18 protein-coding genes are annotated in these 21028 nt (G+C 63.9%); 12 read left to right on the top strand and 6 right to left on the bottom strand.

Features of this window, described 5'->3' with window-relative positions:
• Positions 1-79 precede the first annotated feature (79 nt).
• Positions 80-2629, top strand: coding sequence for a LuxR C-terminal-related transcriptional regulator (locus tag ACMGT0_RS26665; protein ID WP_416770483.1), 2550 nt, complete (start codon positions 80-82; stop codon positions 2627-2629).
• A 209-nt stretch (positions 2630-2838) separates the two neighbouring features.
• Here ACMGT0_RS26665 and ACMGT0_RS26660 read toward each other — a convergent pair whose 3' ends face one another.
• Positions 2839-3633, bottom strand: coding sequence for an IclR family transcriptional regulator (locus tag ACMGT0_RS26660; protein WP_054061724.1), 795 nt, complete (start codon positions 3631-3633; stop codon positions 2839-2841).
• A gap of 182 nt (positions 3634-3815) precedes the next feature.
• On the opposite strand from ACMGT0_RS26660, the gene hmgA reads away from it, so the two are divergent.
• From hmgA to maiA, 3 genes are read left to right on the top strand one after another with little or no spacing between them, the layout of a single operon-like run.
• Positions 3816-5114: a homogentisate 1,2-dioxygenase gene (gene hmgA / locus ACMGT0_RS26655; protein WP_054060358.1), complete on the top strand. Its 1299-nt coding sequence runs from the start codon at positions 3816-3818 to the stop codon at positions 5112-5114.
• Between the two features lie 3 nt (positions 5115-5117).
• Positions 5118-6422: a fumarylacetoacetase gene (gene fahA, locus ACMGT0_RS26650; protein ID WP_416770481.1), complete on the top strand. Its 1305-nt coding sequence runs from the start codon at positions 5118-5120 to the stop codon at positions 6420-6422.
• 12 nt (positions 6423-6434) lie between these two features.
• Positions 6435-7073, top strand: a complete 639-nt coding sequence (gene maiA / locus ACMGT0_RS26645) for a maleylacetoacetate isomerase (RefSeq protein ID WP_054060360.1) — start codon at positions 6435-6437, stop codon at positions 7071-7073.
• Between the two features lie 44 nt (positions 7074-7117).
• Here maiA and ACMGT0_RS26640 read toward each other — a convergent pair whose 3' ends face one another.
• Positions 7118-8473 carry a Fic family protein gene (locus ACMGT0_RS26640; RefSeq protein WP_416773553.1) on the bottom strand — a complete coding sequence of 452 codons (1356 nt, stop codon included), beginning with the start codon at positions 8471-8473 and terminating at the stop codon, positions 7118-7120.
• Positions 8474-8615: 142 nt separating this feature from the next.
• Complete coding sequence (locus ACMGT0_RS26635; protein WP_416770479.1) at positions 8616-9419, bottom strand: SirB1 family protein; 804 nt, start codon at positions 9417-9419, stop codon at positions 8616-8618.
• Positions 9420-9602: 183 nt separating this feature from the next.
• Here ACMGT0_RS26635 and ACMGT0_RS26630 point away from each other — a divergent pair, with 183 nt between their 5' ends.
• On the top strand, positions 9603-10622 hold the full coding sequence (locus ACMGT0_RS26630; RefSeq protein WP_054060363.1) for a Leu/Phe/Val dehydrogenase: 1020 nt from the start codon (positions 9603-9605) through the stop codon (positions 10620-10622).
• Positions 10623-10631: 9 nt separating this feature from the next.
• On the opposite strand, the gene ACMGT0_RS26625 is transcribed toward ACMGT0_RS26630, so the two are convergent.
• Complete coding sequence (locus ACMGT0_RS26625; RefSeq protein WP_054060364.1) at positions 10632-10898, bottom strand: YebG family protein; 267 nt, start codon at positions 10896-10898, stop codon at positions 10632-10634.
• A gap of 311 nt (positions 10899-11209) precedes the next feature.
• Between ACMGT0_RS26625 and ACMGT0_RS26620 the strand changes: the two genes are divergently transcribed.
• A complete protein-coding gene (locus ACMGT0_RS26620) occupies positions 11210-11710 on the top strand; it encodes a phosphate-starvation-inducible protein PsiE (RefSeq protein ID WP_054060365.1) in 501 nt (166 codons plus the stop codon).
• Between the two features lie 28 nt (positions 11711-11738).
• Here ACMGT0_RS26620 and ACMGT0_RS26615 read toward each other — a convergent pair whose 3' ends face one another.
• Complete coding sequence (locus ACMGT0_RS26615) at positions 11739-12083, bottom strand: YXWGXW repeat-containing protein (protein WP_054060366.1); 345 nt, start codon at positions 12081-12083, stop codon at positions 11739-11741.
• Between the two features lie 270 nt (positions 12084-12353).
• Here ACMGT0_RS26615 and ACMGT0_RS26610 point away from each other — a divergent pair, with 270 nt between their 5' ends.
• Together ACMGT0_RS26610 and ACMGT0_RS26605 are read left to right on the top strand one after the other, a co-directional pair.
• Positions 12354-13889: a DUF1800 domain-containing protein gene (locus ACMGT0_RS26610; RefSeq protein WP_416770476.1), complete on the top strand. Its 1536-nt coding sequence runs from the start codon at positions 12354-12356 to the stop codon at positions 13887-13889.
• Between the two features lie 8 nt (positions 13890-13897).
• The gene (locus tag ACMGT0_RS26605) at positions 13898-15097 is read left to right on the top strand and encodes a DUF1501 domain-containing protein (protein WP_416770473.1); all 1200 of its coding nucleotides are present in this window, start codon (positions 13898-13900) and stop codon (positions 15095-15097) included.
• On the opposite strand, the gene ACMGT0_RS26600 is transcribed toward ACMGT0_RS26605, so the two are convergent.
• The gene (locus ACMGT0_RS26600; RefSeq protein ID WP_054059997.1) at positions 15094-15417 is read right to left on the bottom strand and encodes a DUF3509 domain-containing protein; all 324 of its coding nucleotides are present in this window, start codon (positions 15415-15417) and stop codon (positions 15094-15096) included. The genes ACMGT0_RS26605 and ACMGT0_RS26600 overlap by 4 nt on opposite strands.
• A 428-nt stretch (positions 15418-15845) precedes the next feature.
• Here ACMGT0_RS26600 and ACMGT0_RS26595 point away from each other — a divergent pair, with 428 nt between their 5' ends.
• From ACMGT0_RS26595 to ACMGT0_RS26580, 4 genes are all read left to right on the top strand, one after another.
• Positions 15846-16259: an HPF/RaiA family ribosome-associated protein gene (locus ACMGT0_RS26595; protein ID WP_054059996.1), complete on the top strand. Its 414-nt coding sequence runs from the start codon at positions 15846-15848 to the stop codon at positions 16257-16259.
• Between the two features lie 339 nt (positions 16260-16598).
• Complete coding sequence (locus ACMGT0_RS26590; RefSeq protein ID WP_081006049.1) at positions 16599-17171, top strand: RNA polymerase sigma factor; 573 nt, start codon at positions 16599-16601, stop codon at positions 17169-17171.
• A complete protein-coding gene (locus ACMGT0_RS26585; protein ID WP_416770470.1) occupies positions 17168-18154 on the top strand; it encodes a FecR family protein in 987 nt (328 codons plus the stop codon). The genes ACMGT0_RS26590 and ACMGT0_RS26585 overlap by 4 nt, the downstream gene beginning before the upstream one ends.
• Positions 18155-18328: 174 nt before the next feature.
• Positions 18329-20779 carry a TonB-dependent siderophore receptor gene (locus ACMGT0_RS26580; protein WP_416770468.1) on the top strand — a complete coding sequence of 817 codons (2451 nt, stop codon included), beginning with the start codon at positions 18329-18331 and terminating at the stop codon, positions 20777-20779.
• Positions 20780-21028: the final 249 nt, after the last annotated feature.

Here is a 21028-nt window from a genome sequence, read left to right as displayed (position 1 = left end):
TCAGCCTCCTGAATACTTGTTCATGCCGGTGCCCGAACAGGAATAGGGTAAGCGGATAAAACCAAGAAAGGCTGCCGCCATGACCGCCATGACCCCGCGTCTGGATCGTCCCGGGTTCCTGCCTCGCCTGTCCTCCCGCCATCTGTCGCGCCCACGCCTGAGTATTCCCCTGATCGAGTCCCAGGCCCGGGTCCGTCTGCTTTGCGCCCCCGCCGGCAGCGGCAAGAGCGCGCTGCTTGCCGAATGCCTGCTGCAGGCGCCCGCCGAGTGCGGGGTGTGCTGGCTGCCTCTGGCCGGGGCGAACCTGGCGACCGAGGCCTTCTGCAGCGCCCTGGCCGAAGCCCTGGGCCTGGACGGCCCATGTGACGAGTCGAGCCTATTGGCCCGGCTGGCCCGCTGGAGCACACCGACCTGGATTTTCCTCGACGACTATTGCCGCCTGCCCGACCCGGCACTGGATCAGTTGCTCGACCGCCTGCTGGCGGTCAGCAGCCCGATGTTGAGCTGGTGGCTGGGTGGACGGCGCCGGCCCCACTGCAACTGGCCACGACTGTTGCTGGAAGGCGAACTCCATGAGGTCGGGGCCGCGCAACTGGCTTTCGAGCGCAGCGAGATCGAACGCCTGGTGGTCAACCCGACGAGCCAGGTGTCCCCCCCGTGCATCGAGCGGATCAGCCAGTACACCGGCGGCTGGTGTGCCGGCGTGCGGGTGGCGTTGCTGGAGGCGCCGGCCTGGATCGCCAACGACCCGGATGCCGGTTCGCGGCGCTCGGCGACCCTGCTCGATTACCTGCAACACGAACTGTTCGACGTGCTGGCGCCCGAACTGGCCGAGGCCTGGCGGGTACTGGCCCATTTGCCGCGGTTCAACGCCGACCTGTGCGAGCACCTGTTCGGTGTGGGCGAGGGGGCCCAGTGGATGCGCACCCTGCAGGAGCTGGGGTGCTTCGTCGAACCCTGGGAGGAATCCGGCGAATGGCTGCGGATATTCGCCCCGCTGACCCTGCTGCTGCGTGACGAGCCGTGGCCGGCCGCACGCTCCTGGCATCGGCGGGCCTGCCAGTGGTTCAGCGCCCGGGGTGACTGGCAGGCGGCGGTGGAGCAGGCCCTGGCGGCCGAAGAGCTGGAAGTCGCGGCGAGCCTGCTGCACAACTTCAGTTTCGACTACCTGTTCGAGGGCCAGAACGTCCCGTTGCTGTTGCGCCTGCACGAGCAGCGCCCGGACGAGCTGTTGTTCGGTACCCCGCATCTGCTTGGCCTGATCACCACCGCGCTGCTGTTCGCCGGACGTTTCGACGAGGCGGCGCGGAGCATCGAGCAGATGGCCCGCTTCGCTCCACAACCGTCGGCGGCGGCCCAACGGCAGTTGGTTGCGCGTTGGCAGGCGCAGCAGGGTTGGCTGTTGCACCTGCAGGGACGGGCGGCAGCGGCCCGCGAGCATTTTCTCGACGCACTCCAGGACCTGCCGCCGGCGGCCTGGCCGGCGCGGCTGTTCTGCCTGTCGGGCTTGACCCAGCAGGCCCTGCTCAATGGTGAACTGGAGCAGGCCCATGCCTTGAGCCGGGAGGCCCTGTGCCTGGCCCGGGCGCAAGGCTCGCTGCTGTTCGAGGCGTTGCTGGAACTCGACCACGCGCAATTGCTGGAGCAGCGCGGGGCCTTGCAGCGCAGCGAGGCGCTGTTGGAGAACATCCAGGCGCTGCTGCTGGCCAAGCATTACGTGACCGGTCCGTTGCGCGGGCGTGTGGCCCTGCGCCAGGGGCGTCTGGCCTTGCGCCAGGGCCATGACCAGCAGGCCGCCGAATACTTCCGGGCCGGGCTCGATGAATGCCTGCGTTGCCACGATAAACGGGGGCTCTACGGCTTCCTCGGGCTGGCGTTGCTGGACGCCAACCAGGGTAATTATCCCCAGGCCTTCGTGCGCTTGCGCGATGCCGAGCGGCTGATGCAGCAGCGGCATATTCCCGACACGGTGTACCGCGCGGTGCTGCTGATGATCAGCAGCCATTTCTGGTTACAGCAGGGACGTCCCGAACTGGCGGATGAAGCGCTGACCCGGGTGCTGCGCCACTATCGCGGGCCGAACGCGGTACAGGCGCCGCCGGCCACCCTGGAGCTGATTCCACGGCTCGAGTATCTGCTGGTGCTGGCCCAGGTCTACCAGCACAAGCCTTGTGCGGCGCTGGAGTCGCTGGCCCGGCAACTGGAGCAGGCCCAGCACCGGGGCATGCAGGGCATCGAGACGGAGATTCGCCTGGCCCTTGCGGAGGTGGCGTTCCTGCAGGGGCAGGTAAGCCTGGCCCGGACTCATCTCGGCGAGGGCCTGGCACTGGTCGGTCGCTGCAATCTGCAACAGGCGCTGCGCGAACTGCGCCTGCGTCAACCGGGCCTGCTGGCGGCGCTGGGGGTCGAGGAGGAACTGGTGGCCAGCGGCGACAACCCGTTGAGCCAGCGCGAACTGGAAGTGCTCAGGCTGATCGCCCAGGGCAGTTCCAACCTGCAGATTGCCGACCAGTTGTTCATCTCGCTGCACACGGTGAAGACCCATGCCCGCAGGATCCACAGCAAGCTCGGTGTCGAGCGCCGCACCCAAGCGGTGGCCAAGGCCAAGGCGCTGGGCCTGATGGGCTAGGACAAGGCTGATGTCGTGGGCGTTGGGCTCAGCTGCGCAAGCGCTAGCCTGTGGGAGCCGGATTTATCCGCGAAGCCTTTGGCAGTCCCAAGGGCCTATTCGCGGATAAATCCGGCTCCCACAGTCACTGCATTCCCACAGTCACTGCATTCCCACAGTCACTGCATTCCCACAGTCACTGCATTCCCACAGTCACTGCATTCCCACAGTCACTGACTTTTCTGGTAGCCCATCCGCCAACTGATCGCCTCGCTGGCCGCCAGCAGGCGCTTGGCCGCCGGGCCGTTTTCATCGGCATGGAACAGCGACGTCGGGCCCACCACCGTCAGCACCGCCACCACCTGGCCCAGGGCATTGAACACCGGTGCCGACAACGCATCGACCCCCGGCATCAGCAGGCCATGGACGAAGTGCAGCCCACGCTGGCGGATCTGTTCGCAGGTCGCGGCGTAGGTGGCGGCATCGGCCAGGGGATGCGGGTGGCCGGCCTTGAGCTCGGCCTCGCGCAGGTCGACGGTCTCGCGATCCGGCAGGAAGGCGTTGAACACCAGGCCGGTGGATGAACTGAGCAGCGGCAACACCGAGCCCAACTGCGTGACCACGGTCACCGCACGCACCGCCGGCTCGATATGCACCACGGTCGCCCCGTGATTGCCCCAGACCGCCAGGAAGCAGCTTTCATTCAGGTCATCGCGCAGCTCCGCCAGGGGCATCGCCGCCACCTGCAGCACATCCATGCCGTTCAGCGCCGCGAGACCGACCCGCAACGCCTCGCGACCGAGGCCATAGTGATTGGTGGCGACGTTCTGTTCGGCGAAACCGCTGGCGATCAGCGCCTGCAGGTAGCGGTGCACCTTGCTCGCCGGCATCTGCACATGCTCGGCCAGGCGCGACAGCGAGGTGCTGGGCGACAGCTCGGCGAGGGCCTTGAGGATATCGGTACCGACCTCGGCCGAGCGGACTTTCTGTTTGGCGTTGCTGTCGCTGCTGCGCGGCTTTTCCATGGAGGCGATGTGATCCCGGGACGAATGGGCGTCTTTATAGCTTGACGAGCACAGGCAATCAAATTACGTTTTGCATAATCGAATTACGCAATTCATAAATTTCGATCCAATAAAAACAACCGACCTTGCTGCCTGTCCGTGATTGGGGGAGCCGGCACGGGTCCACTCCACCAGGAGGCTCCATGAACCTCGACTCCACGACGCTGGCCTACCAGTCCGGCTTCGGTAACGAATTCAGCAGCGAGGCGCTGCCCGGCGCGCTGCCGGTCGGCCAGAACTCGCCGCAGAAAGCCCCCTACGGGCTCTACACCGAGCTGCTGTCCGGCACCGCGTTCACCATGGCCCGCAGCGAAGCCCGGCGCACCTGGCTGTATCGCATCCAGCCCTCGGCCAACCATCCGGCGTTCGCCAAGCTGGAGCGACAACTGGCCGGCGGCCCTCTGGGCGAGGTCACGCCCAATCGCCTGCGCTGGAACCCGTTGCCGATTCCGGAGCAACCCACGGATTTCATCGATGGCCTGGTGAGCATGGTCGCCAACTCGGCAGCGGATAAACCGGCCGGCATCAGCGTCTACGGCTATCGCGCCAACCGCTCGATGGAGCGGGTGTTCTTCAACGCCGACGGCGAACTGCTGCTGGTACCCGAACAGGGGCGCCTGCGCATCGCCACCGAGCTGGGGGTGCTGGAACTCGAACCGCTGGAAATCGCCGTGCTGCCCCGTGGCCTGAAATTCCGCATCGAACTGCTCGATGCAACGGCTCGTGGTTATGTCGCCGAGAACCACGGCGCGCCGTTGCGCCTGCCGGACTTGGGACCCATCGGCAGCAACGGCCTGGCCAACCCACGCGATTTCCTCGCGCCCGTGGCCCATTACGAGGACCGCCGGCAGCCGACCACCCTGGTGCAGAAATTCCTCGGCGAGCTGTGGGGCTGCGAGCTGGATCATTCGCCACTGAACGTGGTCGCCTGGCATGGCAACAACGTGCCGTACAAATACGACCTGCGGCGCTTCAACACCATCGGCACGGTCAGCTTCGATCACCCGGACCCGTCGATCTTCACCGTGCTGACCTCGCCGACCAGCGTGCCGGGCATGGCCAACCTCGACTTCGTGATCTTCCCGCCGCGCTGGATGGTGGCGGAGAACACCTTCCGTCCGCCGTGGTTCCACCGTAACCTGATGAACGAATTCATGGGGCTGATCCAGGGCGCCTACGATGCCAAGGCCGAAGGTTTCCTGCCCGGCGGCGCGTCCCTGCACAGTTGCATGAGCGCCCATGGGCCGGACGGCGAGACCTGCAGCAAGGCGATCGCCGCCGAGCTGGCGCCGAGCAAGATCGACAACACCATGGCCTTCATGTTCGAGACCAGCCAGGTACTGCGTCCGAGCCGCTTCGCCCTCGACTGCCCACAGTTGCAGAACAATTACGACGCCTGCTGGGCAAGCCTGCCCAACACCTTCACCCCGGATCGGAGATAACCCATGACTCAACCCAACCTTGCGCGCAGCTGGGTCGCATCCGCCAACGGGCATGCCGACTTCCCGTTGCAGAACCTGCCGCTGGGCATCTTCAGCCATAAGGGCTCGGTCCCACGCAGCGGCGTGGCGATCGGCGAGCATATCTTCGATCTGCAGGCGGCGCTGGAAGCCGGCCTGTTCGACGGTGCGGCCAAGGCCGCGGTCGAAGCCACCCGTGGCGGTCAACTGAACGCCTTCTTCGAACTCGGCCGCAGTGCCCGCCAGGCCCTGCGCCAGCGCCTGCTGGAACTGCTCGGGGAAAACAGCAGCCTGCGGGGCCGGATCGAAGCCGAAGGGGCGAAGCTGCTGCCGCTGGCGGCGGACTGTGTCATGCACGTGCCGGCGAAGATCGGCGATTACACCGATTTCTACGTCGGTATCCAGCACGCGCAGAATGTCGGCAAGCTGTTCCGCCCCGACAACCCGCTGCTGCCCAACTACAAGCATGTGCCGATCGGCTACCACGGCCGGGCCTCGACCGTACGTCCATCCGGTACCGAGGTACGTCGGCCCAAGGGTCAGACCCTTCCTGCCGGGCAGAGCGAACCGGTGTTCGGACCTTGCGCCCGGCTGGACTACGAGCTGGAGCTGGGGATCTGGATCGGCCAGGGCAATGCCATGGGCGACTCGATCGCCATCGCCGACGCCGCGGAGCATATTGCCGGCTTCTGTCTGCTCAACGACTGGTCGGCGCGTGACGTGCAGGCCTGGGAGTACCAGCCGCTGGGGCCGTTCCTGTCCAAGAGTTTCGTCACCAGCATCTCGCCCTGGGTCGTCACCGCCGAGGCCCTGGAGCCGTTTCGCAAGGCCCAGCCGGCGCGTCCCGAGGGTGATCCGCAGCCGCTGCCGTACCTGCTCGACCCGCGGGACCAGGAAACCGGTGCCCTCGATATCGAGTTGGAAGTGCTGCTGCAAACCGAGGCGATGCGCGAGCAGCAGTTGCCACCCTTGCGCCTGGCCTTGAGCAACACCCTGCACATGTACTGGACCGTGGCGCAGATGGTTGCGCATCACAGTGTCAACGGCTGCCAGTTGCAGCCCGGTGACCTGTTCGGCTCCGGCACCCTGTCCGGCCCCGAGGCCGGCCAGTTCGGCAGCCTGCTGGAAATCACCGAGGGCGGCAAGAAAGTGGTGGAGCTGCCGTCGGGCGAAGTGCGCCGGTTCCTCGAGGATGGCGACGAAGTCATCCTGCGTGCTCGCTGCCACCGCGAAGGCTTTGCGTCGATCGGCTTCGGCGAATGCCGTGGCAGGATCCTGCCGGCGCGTTGAGAGGAGCGAGCCATGGAGCTTTACACGTACTACCGCTCGACCTCGTCCTACCGGGTGCGGATCGCCCTGGCGCTCAAGGGCCTGGACTATCACGCGCAACCGGTCAACCTGATCGCGCCGGGGGGCGGTGAACACCGCCAGCCGGCGTACCTGGCACTCAACCCGCAGGGGCGGGTGCCGGCATTGCGCACCGATGCCGGGCACCTGCTGACCCAGTCGTCGGCGATCATCGAGTTTCTGGAGGAGCGTTATCCACAGGTGCCGCTGTTATCCCGCGACCTGGCGACCCGGGCCCAGGAGCGGGCGGTGGCGGCGTTGATCGGCTGCGACATCCATCCGCTGCACAACGTCAGCGTGCTCAACCTGCTGCGCCAGTGGGGGCATGATGAGCAGAAAGTTCAGGAGTGGATCGGGCACTGGATCACCCAGGGGCTGGCCGCCGTCGAGCAGTTGATTGGCGAGACGGGCTACTGCTTTGGCAATGAGCCGGGATTGGCGGACGTCTACCTGATTGCGCAACTGTACGCAGCCGAGCGCTTCAAGGTGCCGCTGGAGGCCTATCCGCGTATCCGCCGGGTCGCGGCGCTGGCACAGCAGCATCCGGCGTTCATCCAGGCTCACCCGGCCAATCAGCCGGATACTCCGGCCTGAGGAACGCCATGAGTGGGCCTCGATGTTCCTGATCGGGGCCTGCTTCATGCCTTCCAGTTTTTCTGGATGGCTGTCGCCTCGATCATTTCATAGATCCATTCATTGCCCACCTTGCGCTTCCTGAACAGATTCAGCTCGACGAGACCGTTCAATACCGCCGCCGCCGTGTTGTAGGCGCAACCGAGATTGTCTTTCACGCCAGTGACGGTGAATTGTTGCGCCACACCGGATTTTGCGACATTGAACACGACCCGCTGTTTTTCCGAAAGCTTCGCGTAGAGGCCGGATTCGTACAGGAATGTACTGAATCGGTTCATCGACTCGAGAGTGGCGTCGTAGGTTTTCTTGAACTCTCCTATGGCACGGGTGATGACACGGCACTGATAGTCAACGAAGTAAGTCAGGTCCATGTCATCCGTTTCCGTGTACAGGTAGCTCTTTCCATATTGTATGGGCGCCGATTTCAGCAAGGTGCTGATGGCGATGTAACGGAACGCGCCAAACCCCCTTTTGAACAGATACCAGTAGAACAGCGAGCGGGCGACGCGGCCGTTACCATCATGGAACGGGTGCTCGAACCCTATCGCGAAGTGAAGAATGATCGCCTTCATGAGCGGGTGGATGTAGCTGAGGTTGCTCATGTCCGAATGGCTGGTATTGATCCATTCGCAGATCTGACGAAGGCGTGCGACGAGATTTTCTGCGGGAGGCGGTTGGTGGACCACATCGCCCCTGCCATCCTCGATGACGATACTGTCGTCATCCCTCAGGGCACCGGGGTGATAGTGTTGGTCGTCGATGCCTTCGACCCCCACCTGATGCAGCTCGGTGATCAGTTCCAGCGAGAGTTCACGGTCCCTGCATTCCCAAGCCAGTTTCATCATCTTGAAGTTGCCGATGATCATTTTTTCATCAGGTGTTCTCGGGCCCCGAGCCCGCTTCAACAGTTCCTTGGCCGCCCTTGTGGTGGTGGCTGCACCTTCCAGCTGGCTGCTGCTGATCGCTTCGTCTTCAACCAGATCCTTGAGCAGGTATTGCAGGTGTTTTTCCTCGCCAATTTTCGAACACATCCATTCCAGGGCAGCAGTAGTCGTGTGCTGGTCACAGGCGGAAATGGCGATATGCATCGCTGGTGTATAGAACAGGGGGCAAGGAAGTAACGGATCGCCTAGCGAGAGCACGGCCCTTTGTTGTTTCTTGCGTTCTACCTTGACGACAGCCCAGGCCAGTTGCGGGTCCACCGTCTTGGGCCAGCGATAACGCAGTTCGTCGAAATGCCGGTAGCGCCCCCTGGCATCGACTGCCTGTGCGAGTTCCAGATACACCTCGAGCATCCCCATATGCTTTTCGATGATGGTTGCATAGGGACTGAGAAGAGTCGGTGGTGGAGCCTTGATCAGATTCATTTCAAGAAAACTCTCATTTGAAATGAGCATAGCGATGAGAGGAGTGCATTTCAATAAAGCCAAAAAATGAAATGCTGAATCTGATGGTTGTCCGCGAATGCTCGATGACCGCGATTGATCCGTACCCGGTGTCCTGCTAATGCACGACGGTATCGGGCGGCATGCGCCCGAGGCGTTCGGTCAGGCGCAGGCGCTGGATCGGGTCGTCGCTGAGCAGCAGGGCGCGTTCCAGGTCATAGCGTTCGGCCCGCGGACAGTCGAGTTTCTGGTACAGGCTGGCACGGGCCAGGTAGTCGCTGGCGTTGCCCTGGCCCAGTTCCAGGACCCGTTCGGCATCGCGCAGGCCGGCGAGGAAGTCATCGTTGGCCAGGTGCAGTTGCCGCAGGTTGCGCGACAGGCGCTGGAGCATGTCCACCGGTGTCGCCGTCTGCATGTGTTCGGCACTCAGGAGCAGGGTCGGGCCGTACTGGCGGCTGAGCAACTCACGGCAATCGTTGGGGTAGAGACGGCGGCCGCCGCAGGGATCGAGCAGGTGGTCCGCGCCCGGTACCCGCAGCAGGAAGTGCCCGGGAAAGTTGACCCCCACCAGCGGAATCTCCAGGCCTCGCGCCAGCTCCAGGGCAATCAGTGCCAGCACCAGCGGTTGTCCGCGACGACGTTGCAGGACCTTGTCGAGCAGGGCGGCATGGGGGCGTAGCGGGGTGAACTCGTCCTGCTGGAAACCCAGCTCGTTCATGCGCCGCAGCAGCGGTTGCGCCAGCTCGCTGACCGGCAGCAGTGGCAGCCCCGCGCTGACCCGCTGTTGCAGATCCTTGAAATCGCGCAGCAGGCTTTCGGGCTGCACCTTGGAATCATGCTCGGCGGCGATCCACAACGCCGCTTCGAACACCGCGGGCGGCGTACGCTCCAGACAGGCAAAAAAAGCTTGGCGGGGGTTCATCGAAATCTCCGGCAGATGCTCTGTTTTAGCGCTGCGGCGGGGTTTCGTCCAGTGGTTTGGGCACCCCGGCGGGTTATGTCATAAAGCCTGCAATGCTGGCCGGCTTATTCCCCGGTACTTCGGCATTCTTTGCGGGCAGGCCTATACTCGCTGTGTACAAGAAGTGATCAGGGGGGCTATTCGATGTTTGCTCTCATGCAAAGCACTCGCCTTGAATCGCTGCACCTCAGCGTCGACCCGGTGACCGGGTTGAAGGCGGTGATCGCCATCCATAACCGTCGCCTGGGGCCTGCCCTGGGTGGTTGTCGTTACCTGGCCTACCCTGACGACGAATCCGCCATGACCGACGCCATCCGCCTGGCCCAGGGCATGAGCTACAAGGCGGCTCTCGCCGGCCTCCCGGTGGGCGGTGGCAAGGCGGTGATCGTCCGGCCTGCCCATGTCGAGAGCCGGGCCGCGCTGTTCGAGGCCTTCGGCCGCTGTATCGAACAGCTCGATGGCCGCTACATCACGGCGATTGACAGCGGCACTTCAACGGCCGACATGGATTGCATCGCCCAGTACACCCGGCATGTCACCAGCACCACCAGCGCGGGCGACCCTTCGCCCTACGCGGCCCTGGGGGTATTCGCCGGCATCCGTGCCACGGCCATGGCGCGCCTGGGCAGCGACAATCTCGAAGGCCTGCGCGTGGCGGTCCAGGGGCTGGGCAATGTCGGTTATGCCCTGGCCGAACAACTGCACGCGGTGGGGGCGGAGTTGCTGGTCAGTGACAACGACCCGGGCAAGGTGCAGTTGGCGATGGAGCAGTTGGGCGCCCACCCGGTCGCGACCGAGGCGTTGATCAGCACACCCTGCGATATCTTCGCGCCTTGCGGCCTGGGCAACGTCCTGACCAGCCAGAGCGTGATGCAGTTGCGTTGTGCGGCTGTCGCCGGTTCCGCCAACACGCAATTGACCAACCTGAGCGTCGCCGACCAGTTGGAAAAGCGCGGGATCCTCTATGCGCCGGACTACGTGATCAACTCCGGAGGGTTGATCTATGTGGCGCTCAGGCACCACGGGGGGGAACTGTCGGACATCACCGCGCACCTGTCACGAATCGGTGCGCGGCTGACCGAGGTCTTTGCCCATGCCCAGGCGGAAAAACGCTCGCCAGCGCGGGTCGCGGACGAGCTGGCGGAACGCCTTCTGTACCGCTGAGGTCCCGGGTTACTCGGCGTCTGCCGGGGCCGAGAGCAGTTCGGACAGGGCGTCCGGCTGGCTCTTGAAGGCCTTGGCGAATACATCGCGGTTCTTCGCCATGTAGATGCCGACTTCTTCCACCTGTTGCTCGTTCAGCGAAGGCACGGCCTTCTGCAGGACTTCAGCCAGCAATTCGGCCAGTTCGAGCATCTTGTCATGACGGTCAGCTTCGGCTTTATCCATGAACAAACGCTCCAGATCTCGGCTGCTGCGGTATACCACTTCGACGGCCATTTACCACCTCACATGCCTTCTCGATAGGTTGTCTTGTGCGATTACTGTATTTATATACAGTTGAGAGGATATGCGAATCCTCGAGGTTTGGATAGTGGCTTTTTAATGTAGACCTGTTTCGGGTTTTGTCAGGGGGTGCGGCTTCCGGTCGCGGGCAAAGCCGCCGTCATAGGCCGGGGGCACGTGCCTCGAAGGCCGCGGTCACCATCTCACTCCAGCCCCTGGCCTTTTTTCTGCATGGCTTTTACGTGCAGTGAAACAGTCACCTTCAACCCGCATCATCCGATCGAGCCGATCTAAGGACGTGCACCGTGAAAATCAATTGGGCCGAGAAACTGCGGCAAAACGTGCATCAGGTGGCCGAGTCCCTGGGCAATCTGTTCGTCGAGTCCTTCCATTACCTGGCACTGTTCGCCATCGGTGGGGTCACGGCCTGGGCGGCCGTGATGGAGTTCCTGCTGATGATCGAGGAGGGGCACATCAAGATCGATGACATCCTCCTGTTGTTCATCTACCTCGAGCTGGGCGCGATGGTCGGGATCTACTTCAAGACCAACCACATGCCGGTGCGCTTCCTGATCTACGTGGCGATCACCGCGCTGACCCGCCTGCTGATCTCCAATGTGTCGCACCACAACCCACCGGACATGGGCGTGGTCTACGTGTCCGGGGCGATCCTGCTGCTGGCGTTCGCGATCCTGGTGGTGCGTTACGCCTCGTCGCAGTTCCCCTCGGTGAAGATCGAGCACCCGCAGCGCAAGGTCGGCGAGGGTTCGGCCGAACATCCTGAAGTGGAAAAAGGCGAGCTCTGAGCCCGCCTTCCAGGAACGCTCCCGTGGGTCAGTTGATCCACATCCCGGCCCGCAGGTGCCAGCCATCCCCACGCTGCTCCCAGTGCGGGTGCACGTAGCGGTAGCCGGGTCGCACCGGCTCCCAGTGGCCGTGCACCGCCACATAGCGGCGACCATCCCAATGCCAGTAGCCGCGGGCCCAGATGAAGCCCGGACGGTAGGCCGGCTCGACTTCGATGACTTCCTGCGGTGGCGGTTGTGGCGCCACCACCTCGACGTACCTGACCGGCGCAGGACGCTCGACGATCACCGGGCGTTCACGTACCACCCGTTCCTGCACACAGCCCGCTGCGGCGACCACAGCGATGGCCAACACGGCATAACGAAAAAACATCAGACCTCCTCGGACTCTTCCTGGCATGGCGTGTCTGTAGTGAACGACGGAATTTTCAGGTTCGGCCGTTGAATAGGTTGTAACAGTGTGTGTCTGTCCGTTGGCTGAACCCGAAGGCGCTTTGTTCCATGTCGGTTGCCGTTGGTCGGGTGGGCGTCAGTCAGGCGCTGCAGGCGGTCCTGGGGATGAAGGGTGTCAGCCTCCGGACAGGCGCACGGATAGACACTGGTGCTGTGGTAGACAACATTTTCCCAGCAAGGAAGTTTCCGCATGTCGCTTGCCCGTGCTGTTTTTCGACCGCTGTGTTGCTGGTTGCTGGTCTCGCTTTTCGCCCCCGTCGCGGCCATGGCGGCGGCCGCGCCCCTGAGCCCGGCTGATGCGGCCTGGCTGCGGCGTGACGGTTTCGACCTGGATGCAGCCAATGTCGCCCGCTTCCGGGCCATGGGCCGTACCGGGCTGTTGCAGGCGCAACTGATCGATCGTCTCCACGATTCGTTGCCGCCCGCCATCGAGGCCCAGTTGCAGGCCTATCCGATCCTGGCGACCCCGTTGCAGGCGACCCTGCTGGCCTTCCGGCAGGCCCAGGAGCAGGTCAAGGCGATGCCCACGGGCGATCCCCAGGCCGAGGCGAAGAAGTCCTTGCAGCGACAGGCCAACGACGCCGCCGACCAGGCCCGGCAGATCGTCCTGCTGCGGGCGGTCTACGGCAGCAACCCGCTCAAGGAGCAGTTGGTGTGGTTCTGGCTCAACCACTTCAGCGTTTTCGCCGGCAAGGGGTCGGTGCGGCTGATGGTGGCCGACTACGAGGAACGGGTGATCCGCCCCCACGCGCTGGGCAAGTTCAAGGACCTGGTATTGGCGACGCTGAAGAGTCCGGCCATGCTGGAATACCTGGACAATGCGCAGAACGCCCGGGGCAAGGTCAACGAGAACTACGCCCGTGAACTGATGGAGCTGCACACCCTGGGTGTCGGCTCCGGCTATACCCAGCAGGATGTCCAGCAATTGGCGCTGATCCTCACCGGTGCCGGGGTGCTGCCGCTGGATGACCGGGTGCAGAAGTTCGGCCCGCGGGTCGCGCCGCTGGTGGTGCGCGACGGCCTGTTCCAGTTCAACCCCAACCGGCATGACTTCAGCGACAAGGTGCTGCTGGGCCAGCCGATAGCCGGCAGCGGCTTCGACGAGATCACCCGCGCGGTGGAGTTGATCACCCGGCAGCCGGCCTGCGCCCCCTTCATCTCGCGCAAGCTGGCCGAATACTTCGTCGCCGATCAGCCACCGCAGGCCCTGGTCGCTCGCATGAGCGCCACCTTTCAGCGCACCGACGGCGATATCGCCCAGGTCATGGGCACGCTGTTCGAGTCGCCGGAGCTGCAGCACAGCGCCGGCAGGAAATTCAAGGATCCGATGCAGTTCCTGGTCTCGGCCGTACGCCTGGCCTACGACGGCAAACCGATCGCCAACCCGCGTCCGCTGCTCAACTGGCTGAACCAGCTGGGCGAGCCGTTGTTCGGCCGTCTGACGCCCGATGGCTGGCCGCTCGATGCGGCCGGCTGGGCCAGTTCCGGGCAGATGTCCAAGCGCTTTGAAATCGCCCGAGCCATTGGCGCGGGCAGCAATCGGCTGTTCACGCCCGAGGGCAGCCAGAGCATCGGTGCCGGATTCCCGCTGATCACCACGCCGCTGTACTACGACGCCATTGAGCCGCATCTGTCGGCGGCCACCCTCGGGGCGCTGAATCAGGCCCGGTCGCCGCAGGAGTGGAACACCTTTCTGCTGTCCTCCCCCGACTTCAACCATCGCTAGGTGCCCTGATGAATCGTCGAGACTTTCTGCTGGCCTGTGCGGCAAGCGCGGTGACGCTGCCGGGCCTGTCGTTTTCCACACGGCTGTTCGCCGCTCCTGCGTCGGCCCCGCGTTTTCTGCTGGTGTTCCTGCGCGGTGGCTACGATTGCAACAACCTGCTGGTGCCCTACGCCAGCGACTTCTACTACGAGTCGCGTCCGAGTCTGGCGATTGCCCGCCCGGATGCCCACAACGCCGACAGCGCCATCGCCCTGGATGGCCACTGGGGCCTGAACCCGGTGCTGCGGGATTCGATCTACCCGCTGTGGCAGCGCAAGCAGATCGCCTTTGTGCCGTTCGCCGGGACCGACGATCTGTCCCGCAGCCATTTCGAGACCCAGGACAATATCGAGGCCGGGCAGCCGGCCGGGCAGCAGGCCCATTACCGGTCGGGTTTCCTCGCCCGCCTGGCGGGCGCCGTCCCCGGCAGCGCGCCGATCGCCTTCACCGACGCCCTGCCGGCGAGCTTCCAGGGCGGCCGGGATATCCCCAACCTGTCGCTGCGTGGGCTGTCCAGGCCGGTGTTCGATGAGCGCCAGTCGAACATTCTCGCCTCGATGTACCGGGGCACGCCGCTGGCGGCGTCGGTCACTGACGGCCTGGAACTGCGCCAGCAGGTTTCCCGAGAGTTGCAGGAGGAAATGCAGAAGGCCGGGCGCGGCGCACCGACGGCCCGCAACTTCGCCGCCGAAACCCGGCGCATCGCCACCCTGTTGCGCGATCAGTACCGCCTGGGTTTCGTCGATGTCGGCGGCTGGGATACCCATGTCAATCAGGGGGGCGTCCAGGGGCAACTGTCGAACAACCTGGCCAACCTCGGCCAGGGCCTGGCCGCGTTTGCCGAGGCCATGGGCGAGCAGTGGAAAGACACCACGGTGGTGGTGGTTTCGGAGTTTGGCCGAACCTTTCGCGAGAACGGCAACCGCGGCACCGACCACGGGCACGGCACGGTGTATTGGGTGCTGGGCGGCAGCTTGCGGGGCGGGCGGATCGCCGGTGAGCAGGTGGCGGTGAACGCGGCCGGCCTGCTGCAGAACCGCGACTATCCGGTGCTCAACAACTACCGTGACCTGCTGGGTGGGCTGCTGGGGCGGACCTGGGGAATGTCCGCTGCGCAGTTGCAGGTCGTTTTCCCCGGCGCGCGCCCCAATGGGCTGCAATTGGTCTAGATCGCCAGGTAGCCGAGCTCCGGCCGGGGAAGCCTGGCAGGGCGGGCCAGCAGCTTGAGATTGTCGTCATCGGTCATGGCCGTGAGAATCTCCAGGGCGCTGTGGCCCTGCTCGATGGCGATGCCGAACTGCACGCTCTGTATCAGGCGTTTCAGGCGCTGCGGGTCGTTGCGTTGCGCCGGGCTGATCATCCGCTTGGCGACCACGCCGTCGGCATTGGACAGAGTCAGCAGGATGCTGCCATCCAGGCCCTGCAGGCTCAGGTTGACCCGGTACTCGGGCTGGAAGGCGTCGTTGATCAACTGGAAGGGATTGTCCATGGTTTTCACCGTTCTGATCGGAACATGCAGGCATTGACTACGTGGAAACCGGATTGGTTCGTTATTCCGGACCACTGGCCATCCGTGGTCCTGGCTTCATGCCGGAACCGTCGAACTGGAGAATGACAAAGCAAGCCCTGTGCCGGATCGCGGGCGGGGCGTTCGCCATGAGCGGGGAGGTCGATTCGGTGGGGATTTTCAGCTGACGTTGTGTCGGGAAATTTCAGATGCTAAGGCCTGACCCAATTCCCGACCATACCAGTGCTTTTGCGGCTTGTCCGGCTTTTTTTGTCGAAAAATATTTATCTTTTCAAAGGGCTTGAATTGTTTTTCCAGCTGCCCAACTCTGTAGACAAGAGGCTATGTTTCGCACTGCCTCCAGCGGTGCGGCGAACCTCTTGCGAGCTAGCTGAAATAAGGGAAGAACTATGCAAATCCAAGTCAATAGTGATAACCATATTCAAAGCAGCAAACGACTGGAGGAGTGGGTCCGTACGACCGTTGAGAGCACGCTCGAACGCTACGAAGACGACCTGACCCGGGTCGAAGTCCACCTCGGGGATGAGAACGGCGACAAGCCCGGCCCCCACGATATTCGTTGCCAGATCGAAGCCCGGCCAAAAGGCCGCCAACCGATTTCCGTCACCCATAAGGCCGATACGCTGGAACAGGCGATCGACGGCGCGTCCAGCAAGCTGGAGCATGCACTGGAACACCTGTTCGGCAAACTGGCGGCCAAGCGCGCCACCATCGTCAGGGGCGAGCGCCGCGACCTGGGTGATGCCCTTCTGGAAGAGGAGTTCGAAGAGAAAGAGCGCGTACGCCTGGCCGCCAATGGCTGATCGTCAGCGCTGAAGAAAAGGGCCTGCATTTGCAGGCCCCTTTTTTTTTGCCTGGCGTAATCCCCATCGCGGTGTCGTTGATGATCAATGAAATATTCGTTTGGTACCTTTGCGTATGAGAATATTTATCATTAGTATTGCCTGACCATTTGTCGCGACTCATCGGAGACTTCCCCGTTGTCGTCTCTCGCTTCTTCCTCTTTTCCCAGGTTGGTCCATGAATAGCAGCGCTGATGGGCTGTCGGTTTCCTATGGTCTGCTTGCCTCTTCGCAGGTGAACGCGGCGCCGCAGGGCCTGGTGTCCAGCCTGGCGGCTGCGCGGGTGCTGTCTTGAACCTGATGCTGACGCCACCCGAATCGCCACAAGGCAATGACCTGGAAAGCAGTGCCGGGCGCGCGCATTTCCTGCGGGTATTCCTCTCCCAGCGTTCGCAGATGGAAGCGCTGGTCAGCCGCCGCGTCGGCTGTCGGGCGACGGCGGCCGACCTGGTGCAGGACCTGTTCCTGCGCTTCTGGCGCCGGCCGCTGGTGCAGGTGGAGGAGTTGAGCACCTACCTGCTGCGCTGTGCCGGCAACATTGCCATCGATCATCTGCGCAGCGAGGGGGCCCGGGTGCGAGTCAATGAAGGCTGGTTGCCCGAGCAGCCCACCGAGAGCCACGAGCCCGAGGCGGCCTTGGAAGCCGGCAATGACCTGCGGCATGTCGAAGCGGCGTTGCGGGCGCTGCCGGAGCGCACGCGGCAGATTTTCCTGCTGAACCGCATCCATGGGCGCAAGTACGCCGAGATCGCCCGGGCCATGGGGTTGTCCCAAAGTGCCGTGGAAAAACATATGATGCGCGCCCTCGAAGCCTGCAAGGCCAGCCTTCGTGATCCCCAGATACCGCGCACGCCAGGGAATGCCTCGAAATGAACCGCTCCAGCGTCCAGGTGACGCCCGCTCAGGAACAGGCCGCGCTGGTCTGGTTGAGCCGCTTGCACGACCAGCCCGGCAGCGCCGAGCAGGCGATGTTCAGCCGTTGGTTACAGGCTGATCCGGCCCATGCCGAGGCCTATGCCCAGGCCCAGGTGCTCTGGGAGTTGAGTGAGGTGCCGGCGAGCCGCCTGGCGCAGGAAGAGGCCTTCGCCCTGCAGGGGTTGCTCAGGGAAATGGACCGTCCGCGTCGTAGCGTCTTGCGCCGCTGGTCCGGGCCGTTGGCAATGGCCGCCTGCCTGTTGTTGATGATCGCCATCGGCGCCGGTTGGCAGCCGCAGCGCTTGCTCGACGATCTGGGCGCGGATTATGTGTCGGCGCCGGGGCAGGTGCGTACGGTGACCCTGGCCGATCGCTCCGAGGTGACCCTGGACACCGACAGTGCCATCGCCGTGGATTTGCGCGGCGGCGAGCGGCATGTTCGGCTGCGTCGTGGTTCGGCGTTCTTCAGTGTCAGCCACACCGGCGAGCCGTTCGTGGTCGAGGCCAGGGGCGGCGAGGTGCGGGTACTGGGGACTCAGTTCGAGGTCCGTCTGCAGGGCGAGGGCGCGCGGGTCACCGTGTTGTCCGGGCGGGTCGGGGTTACGCCCGCTCAGGGCGCGGCGCAACAGGTGCTGACCGCCAACCAGCAGCAGGCCTATGCCGACGGCGCGGCGCAACCGCTGCAGACGGTGGACAGCGATCTGCAACTGGCCTGGCGCCAGGGCTGGCTGAACTACTCGAAGGCGCCGCTGGCCGAGGTGGTGGACGACCTGCGACGCTACTACCCGGGGCGCATCCTGCTGTTCAACGACGCCCTGGCGGCGCGGCGGATCAGCGGCAGTTTCCCCAATCGGGACCCGCAGGCGGTGCTGGATTCGCTGCAGGGCGTGCTGGGGTTCGAACAGCACAGTCTGCTGGGGCGGGTCATCGTGTTGCGCTGAGTGTCCTGGCCTGGACCTGAGCATCAGCCGCGGCTCCGGATAATCACGCCATCACCCCGTGGGCCCTGAAAATATTTTCAAAAAAGAGGTGAGGTAAACCCGGACGTCATTCGTGTAGTGGGTGAAAGTGCGATGCATTCGCATCAACGGCTTATCTACACACGGGTCTCCAGCATGAAGTCCAAGGCAAAATCGGTGGCAGGCAATTCGCTCAAACAGTGGCTCGGCGCTTCGGCGCTGGCGGTTTCAGGGCTGGCCCTGTTGCCGTCGAGCGTGGCCCGGGCGGTTGAAGCGAGCACGCAGCAAAGTGCAGTCTTCAACTTTTCCATCGCCGCCAAGCCGCTGCCCCAGGCCCTGAACGATTTCAGCCGGGTCACCGGCCTGAGCGTGGTCTACACCGATGAGGCGCCCTACAACCTGCAGGCCCCGGCGGTCAGCGGTCAGTTGAGTGCCGAGCAGGCCATGCAGCGCCTGCTCGGCAACTCCGGTTTCACCTTCCGTCGTACCGACGAACACACCCTGGCCCTGGAGCCGCTGCCGACCGAAGGTGCGCTGAACCTCGGCGCCACCACCATCAACGGCAACCGCCCGAACGATGGGGGCGGCACCAGCTACCAGCCGCCGCAGGTCACCTCGATTGCCCGCTCCAGCGCCTCGCTGCAGGAGATCCCGCAGACCATCAACATCGTCCCGGCCCAGGTCATCCGCGACCAGACGCCGCGCAATCTGGACGATGCGTTGAGGAACATCAGCGGCATCACCCAGGCCAACACCCTCGGCAGCACCCAGGACGCGGTGATGATCCGTGGTTTCGGCGACAATCGTAATGGCTCGATCATGCGCGACAGCATGCCGGTGGTGCAGGGCCGTGCCCTGAACGCCACCACCGAGCGGGTCGAAGTGCTCAAGGGCCCGGCGTCGCTGCTCTACGGCATCCAGGACCCGGGCGGGGTGGTCAACCTGGTCAGCAAGAAGCCTCAACTGGAGCAGTACAATGCGGTGACGATCCGCGGCTCGACCTATGGCTCGGGCAAGAACGGCAGTGGCGGCAGCCTCGACAGCACCGGGGCGATCGGCGACAGCAACCTGGCCTACCGGATGATCGTCGATCATGAAGACGAGGATTACTGGCGCAACTTCGGCACCCACCGCGAGACCCTGATCGCACCGTCCCTGGCCTGGTTCGGCGACAACACCAAAGTCCTGTTCGCCTATGAACACCGCGAGTTCCTGACCCCGTTCGACCGTGGCACCGCCATCGACCCGAAGACCAACCATCCGCTGAATATTCCGGCCGACCGCCGCCTGGACGAGCCGTTCAACGACATGGAAGGCCGTTCCGATCTCTACCACTTCGAGGTCGACCACGACCTGAACGACAACTGGAAAGCCCACTTCGGCTACAGCTGGAACCGCGAGACCTATGACGCCAGTCAGGTGCGTACCACTTCGGTGAATGCCAACGGCACCCTGACCCGCAGCATGGACGGCACCCAGGGCGCACTGACCACCGACCGCTTCACCACCGCCAGCCTCGAAGGCAAGGTACAACTCGTCGGCCTGCAGCATGACCTGGTGTTCGGCGTGGATGACGAGTACCGCAAGGTCTACCGGGCCGAGCTGATCCGCCAGAACCAGCGCCGCGCGTTCAACTACCTCAATCCGGTGTATGGGCGTGAAGTGGAGGGAACCACCGTCAGCGCCAAGGACAGTGCCCAGACCGATCTGCTGCGCAGCGATGCCGTGTTCCTGCAGGACTCGATCCACCTCGATGACCAGTGGATCCTGGTCGCTGGCGGGCGTTTCGAGACCTTCGACGAATATGCCGGCAAGGGCCAGTCGTTCCAGGTCAACACCAATACCAACGGGCAGAAGTTCTCGCCACGTTACGGCCTGGTCTACCGCTACACCGACGAGCTGTCGTTCTATGGCAGTTACACCGAGTCGTTCAAGCCCAACTCGACCATTGCCCCGCTGTTCACCACCGGCACCCAGCGCCTGGTTCTCGACGGCTCGATCGATCCGGAAGAGTCCAAGTCCTGGGAACTGGGCGCCAAGCTCGACATGCCGGGCCGGGTGACCGCCACCGCGGCACTGTTCGATATCCACAAGCGCAACGTGCTGGTCACCGTCGCCGAAGGCGCGACCAACGTCTACAGCGTGGCCGGGGAAGTGCGTTCCCGTGGCCTGGAAATGGATGTCAGCGGCCAGTTGAGCGACCGCTGGAGCGTGATCGGCAGCTATGCCTACACCGATGCCCAGGTCACCCGGGATGCCAACTTCCAGGGCAACGACCTGCAGAACGTGGCGAAGAACAGCGGCTCGTTGTCGGCGGTGTACGACTTCGGCACGATCATCGGTGGCGACCAGCTGCGCGTCGGCGCCGGGGCCCGTTATGTCGGCGAGCGTGCCGGTGATGCGGCCAACACCTTCGAACTGCCGGGCTACACCGTGGCCGATGCCTTCGCGACCTATGACACCAAGGTCGAAGGGCAGAAGGTCAAGTTCCAGCTCAACGTGAAGAACCTGTTCGACAAGACCTACTACACCTCGGCGGCCAGCCGGGTCTTCGTCTCCATGGGGGATTCGCGGCAGGTCTCGCTGTCCAGCACCCTGGAGTTCTGAGCAGGTATACGGTTCGCCTGCCGGGTATCGCCGGCAGGCTGAGCCTTGCTTCACCCTCTGGCACCTTAACCGCAGCTGTCCGAGCGCTTCATGTCCCGGGAAAGCCGGCTATCCTGCATGGATTCCCGGGGCCCTGTTACCGCATAATTCCTTCTGTTGACTCGATAAGTACCTTCTCCTATGTGCCTCGTTGAGTGATGGGCCGCGCTTTGCCGCGCGGCTCTTCTGTGTCTGTGTCAATTGAAGTTG

Source organism: Pseudomonas sp. RHF3.3-3, assembly GCF_048069595.1.
Lineage (GTDB): Bacteria > Pseudomonadota > Gammaproteobacteria > Pseudomonadales > Pseudomonadaceae > Aquipseudomonas > Aquipseudomonas fuscovaginae_B.
The sequence above is the reverse complement of the archived record's forward strand: the minus strand, read 5'-3'. Positions and strand labels throughout refer to the sequence as shown.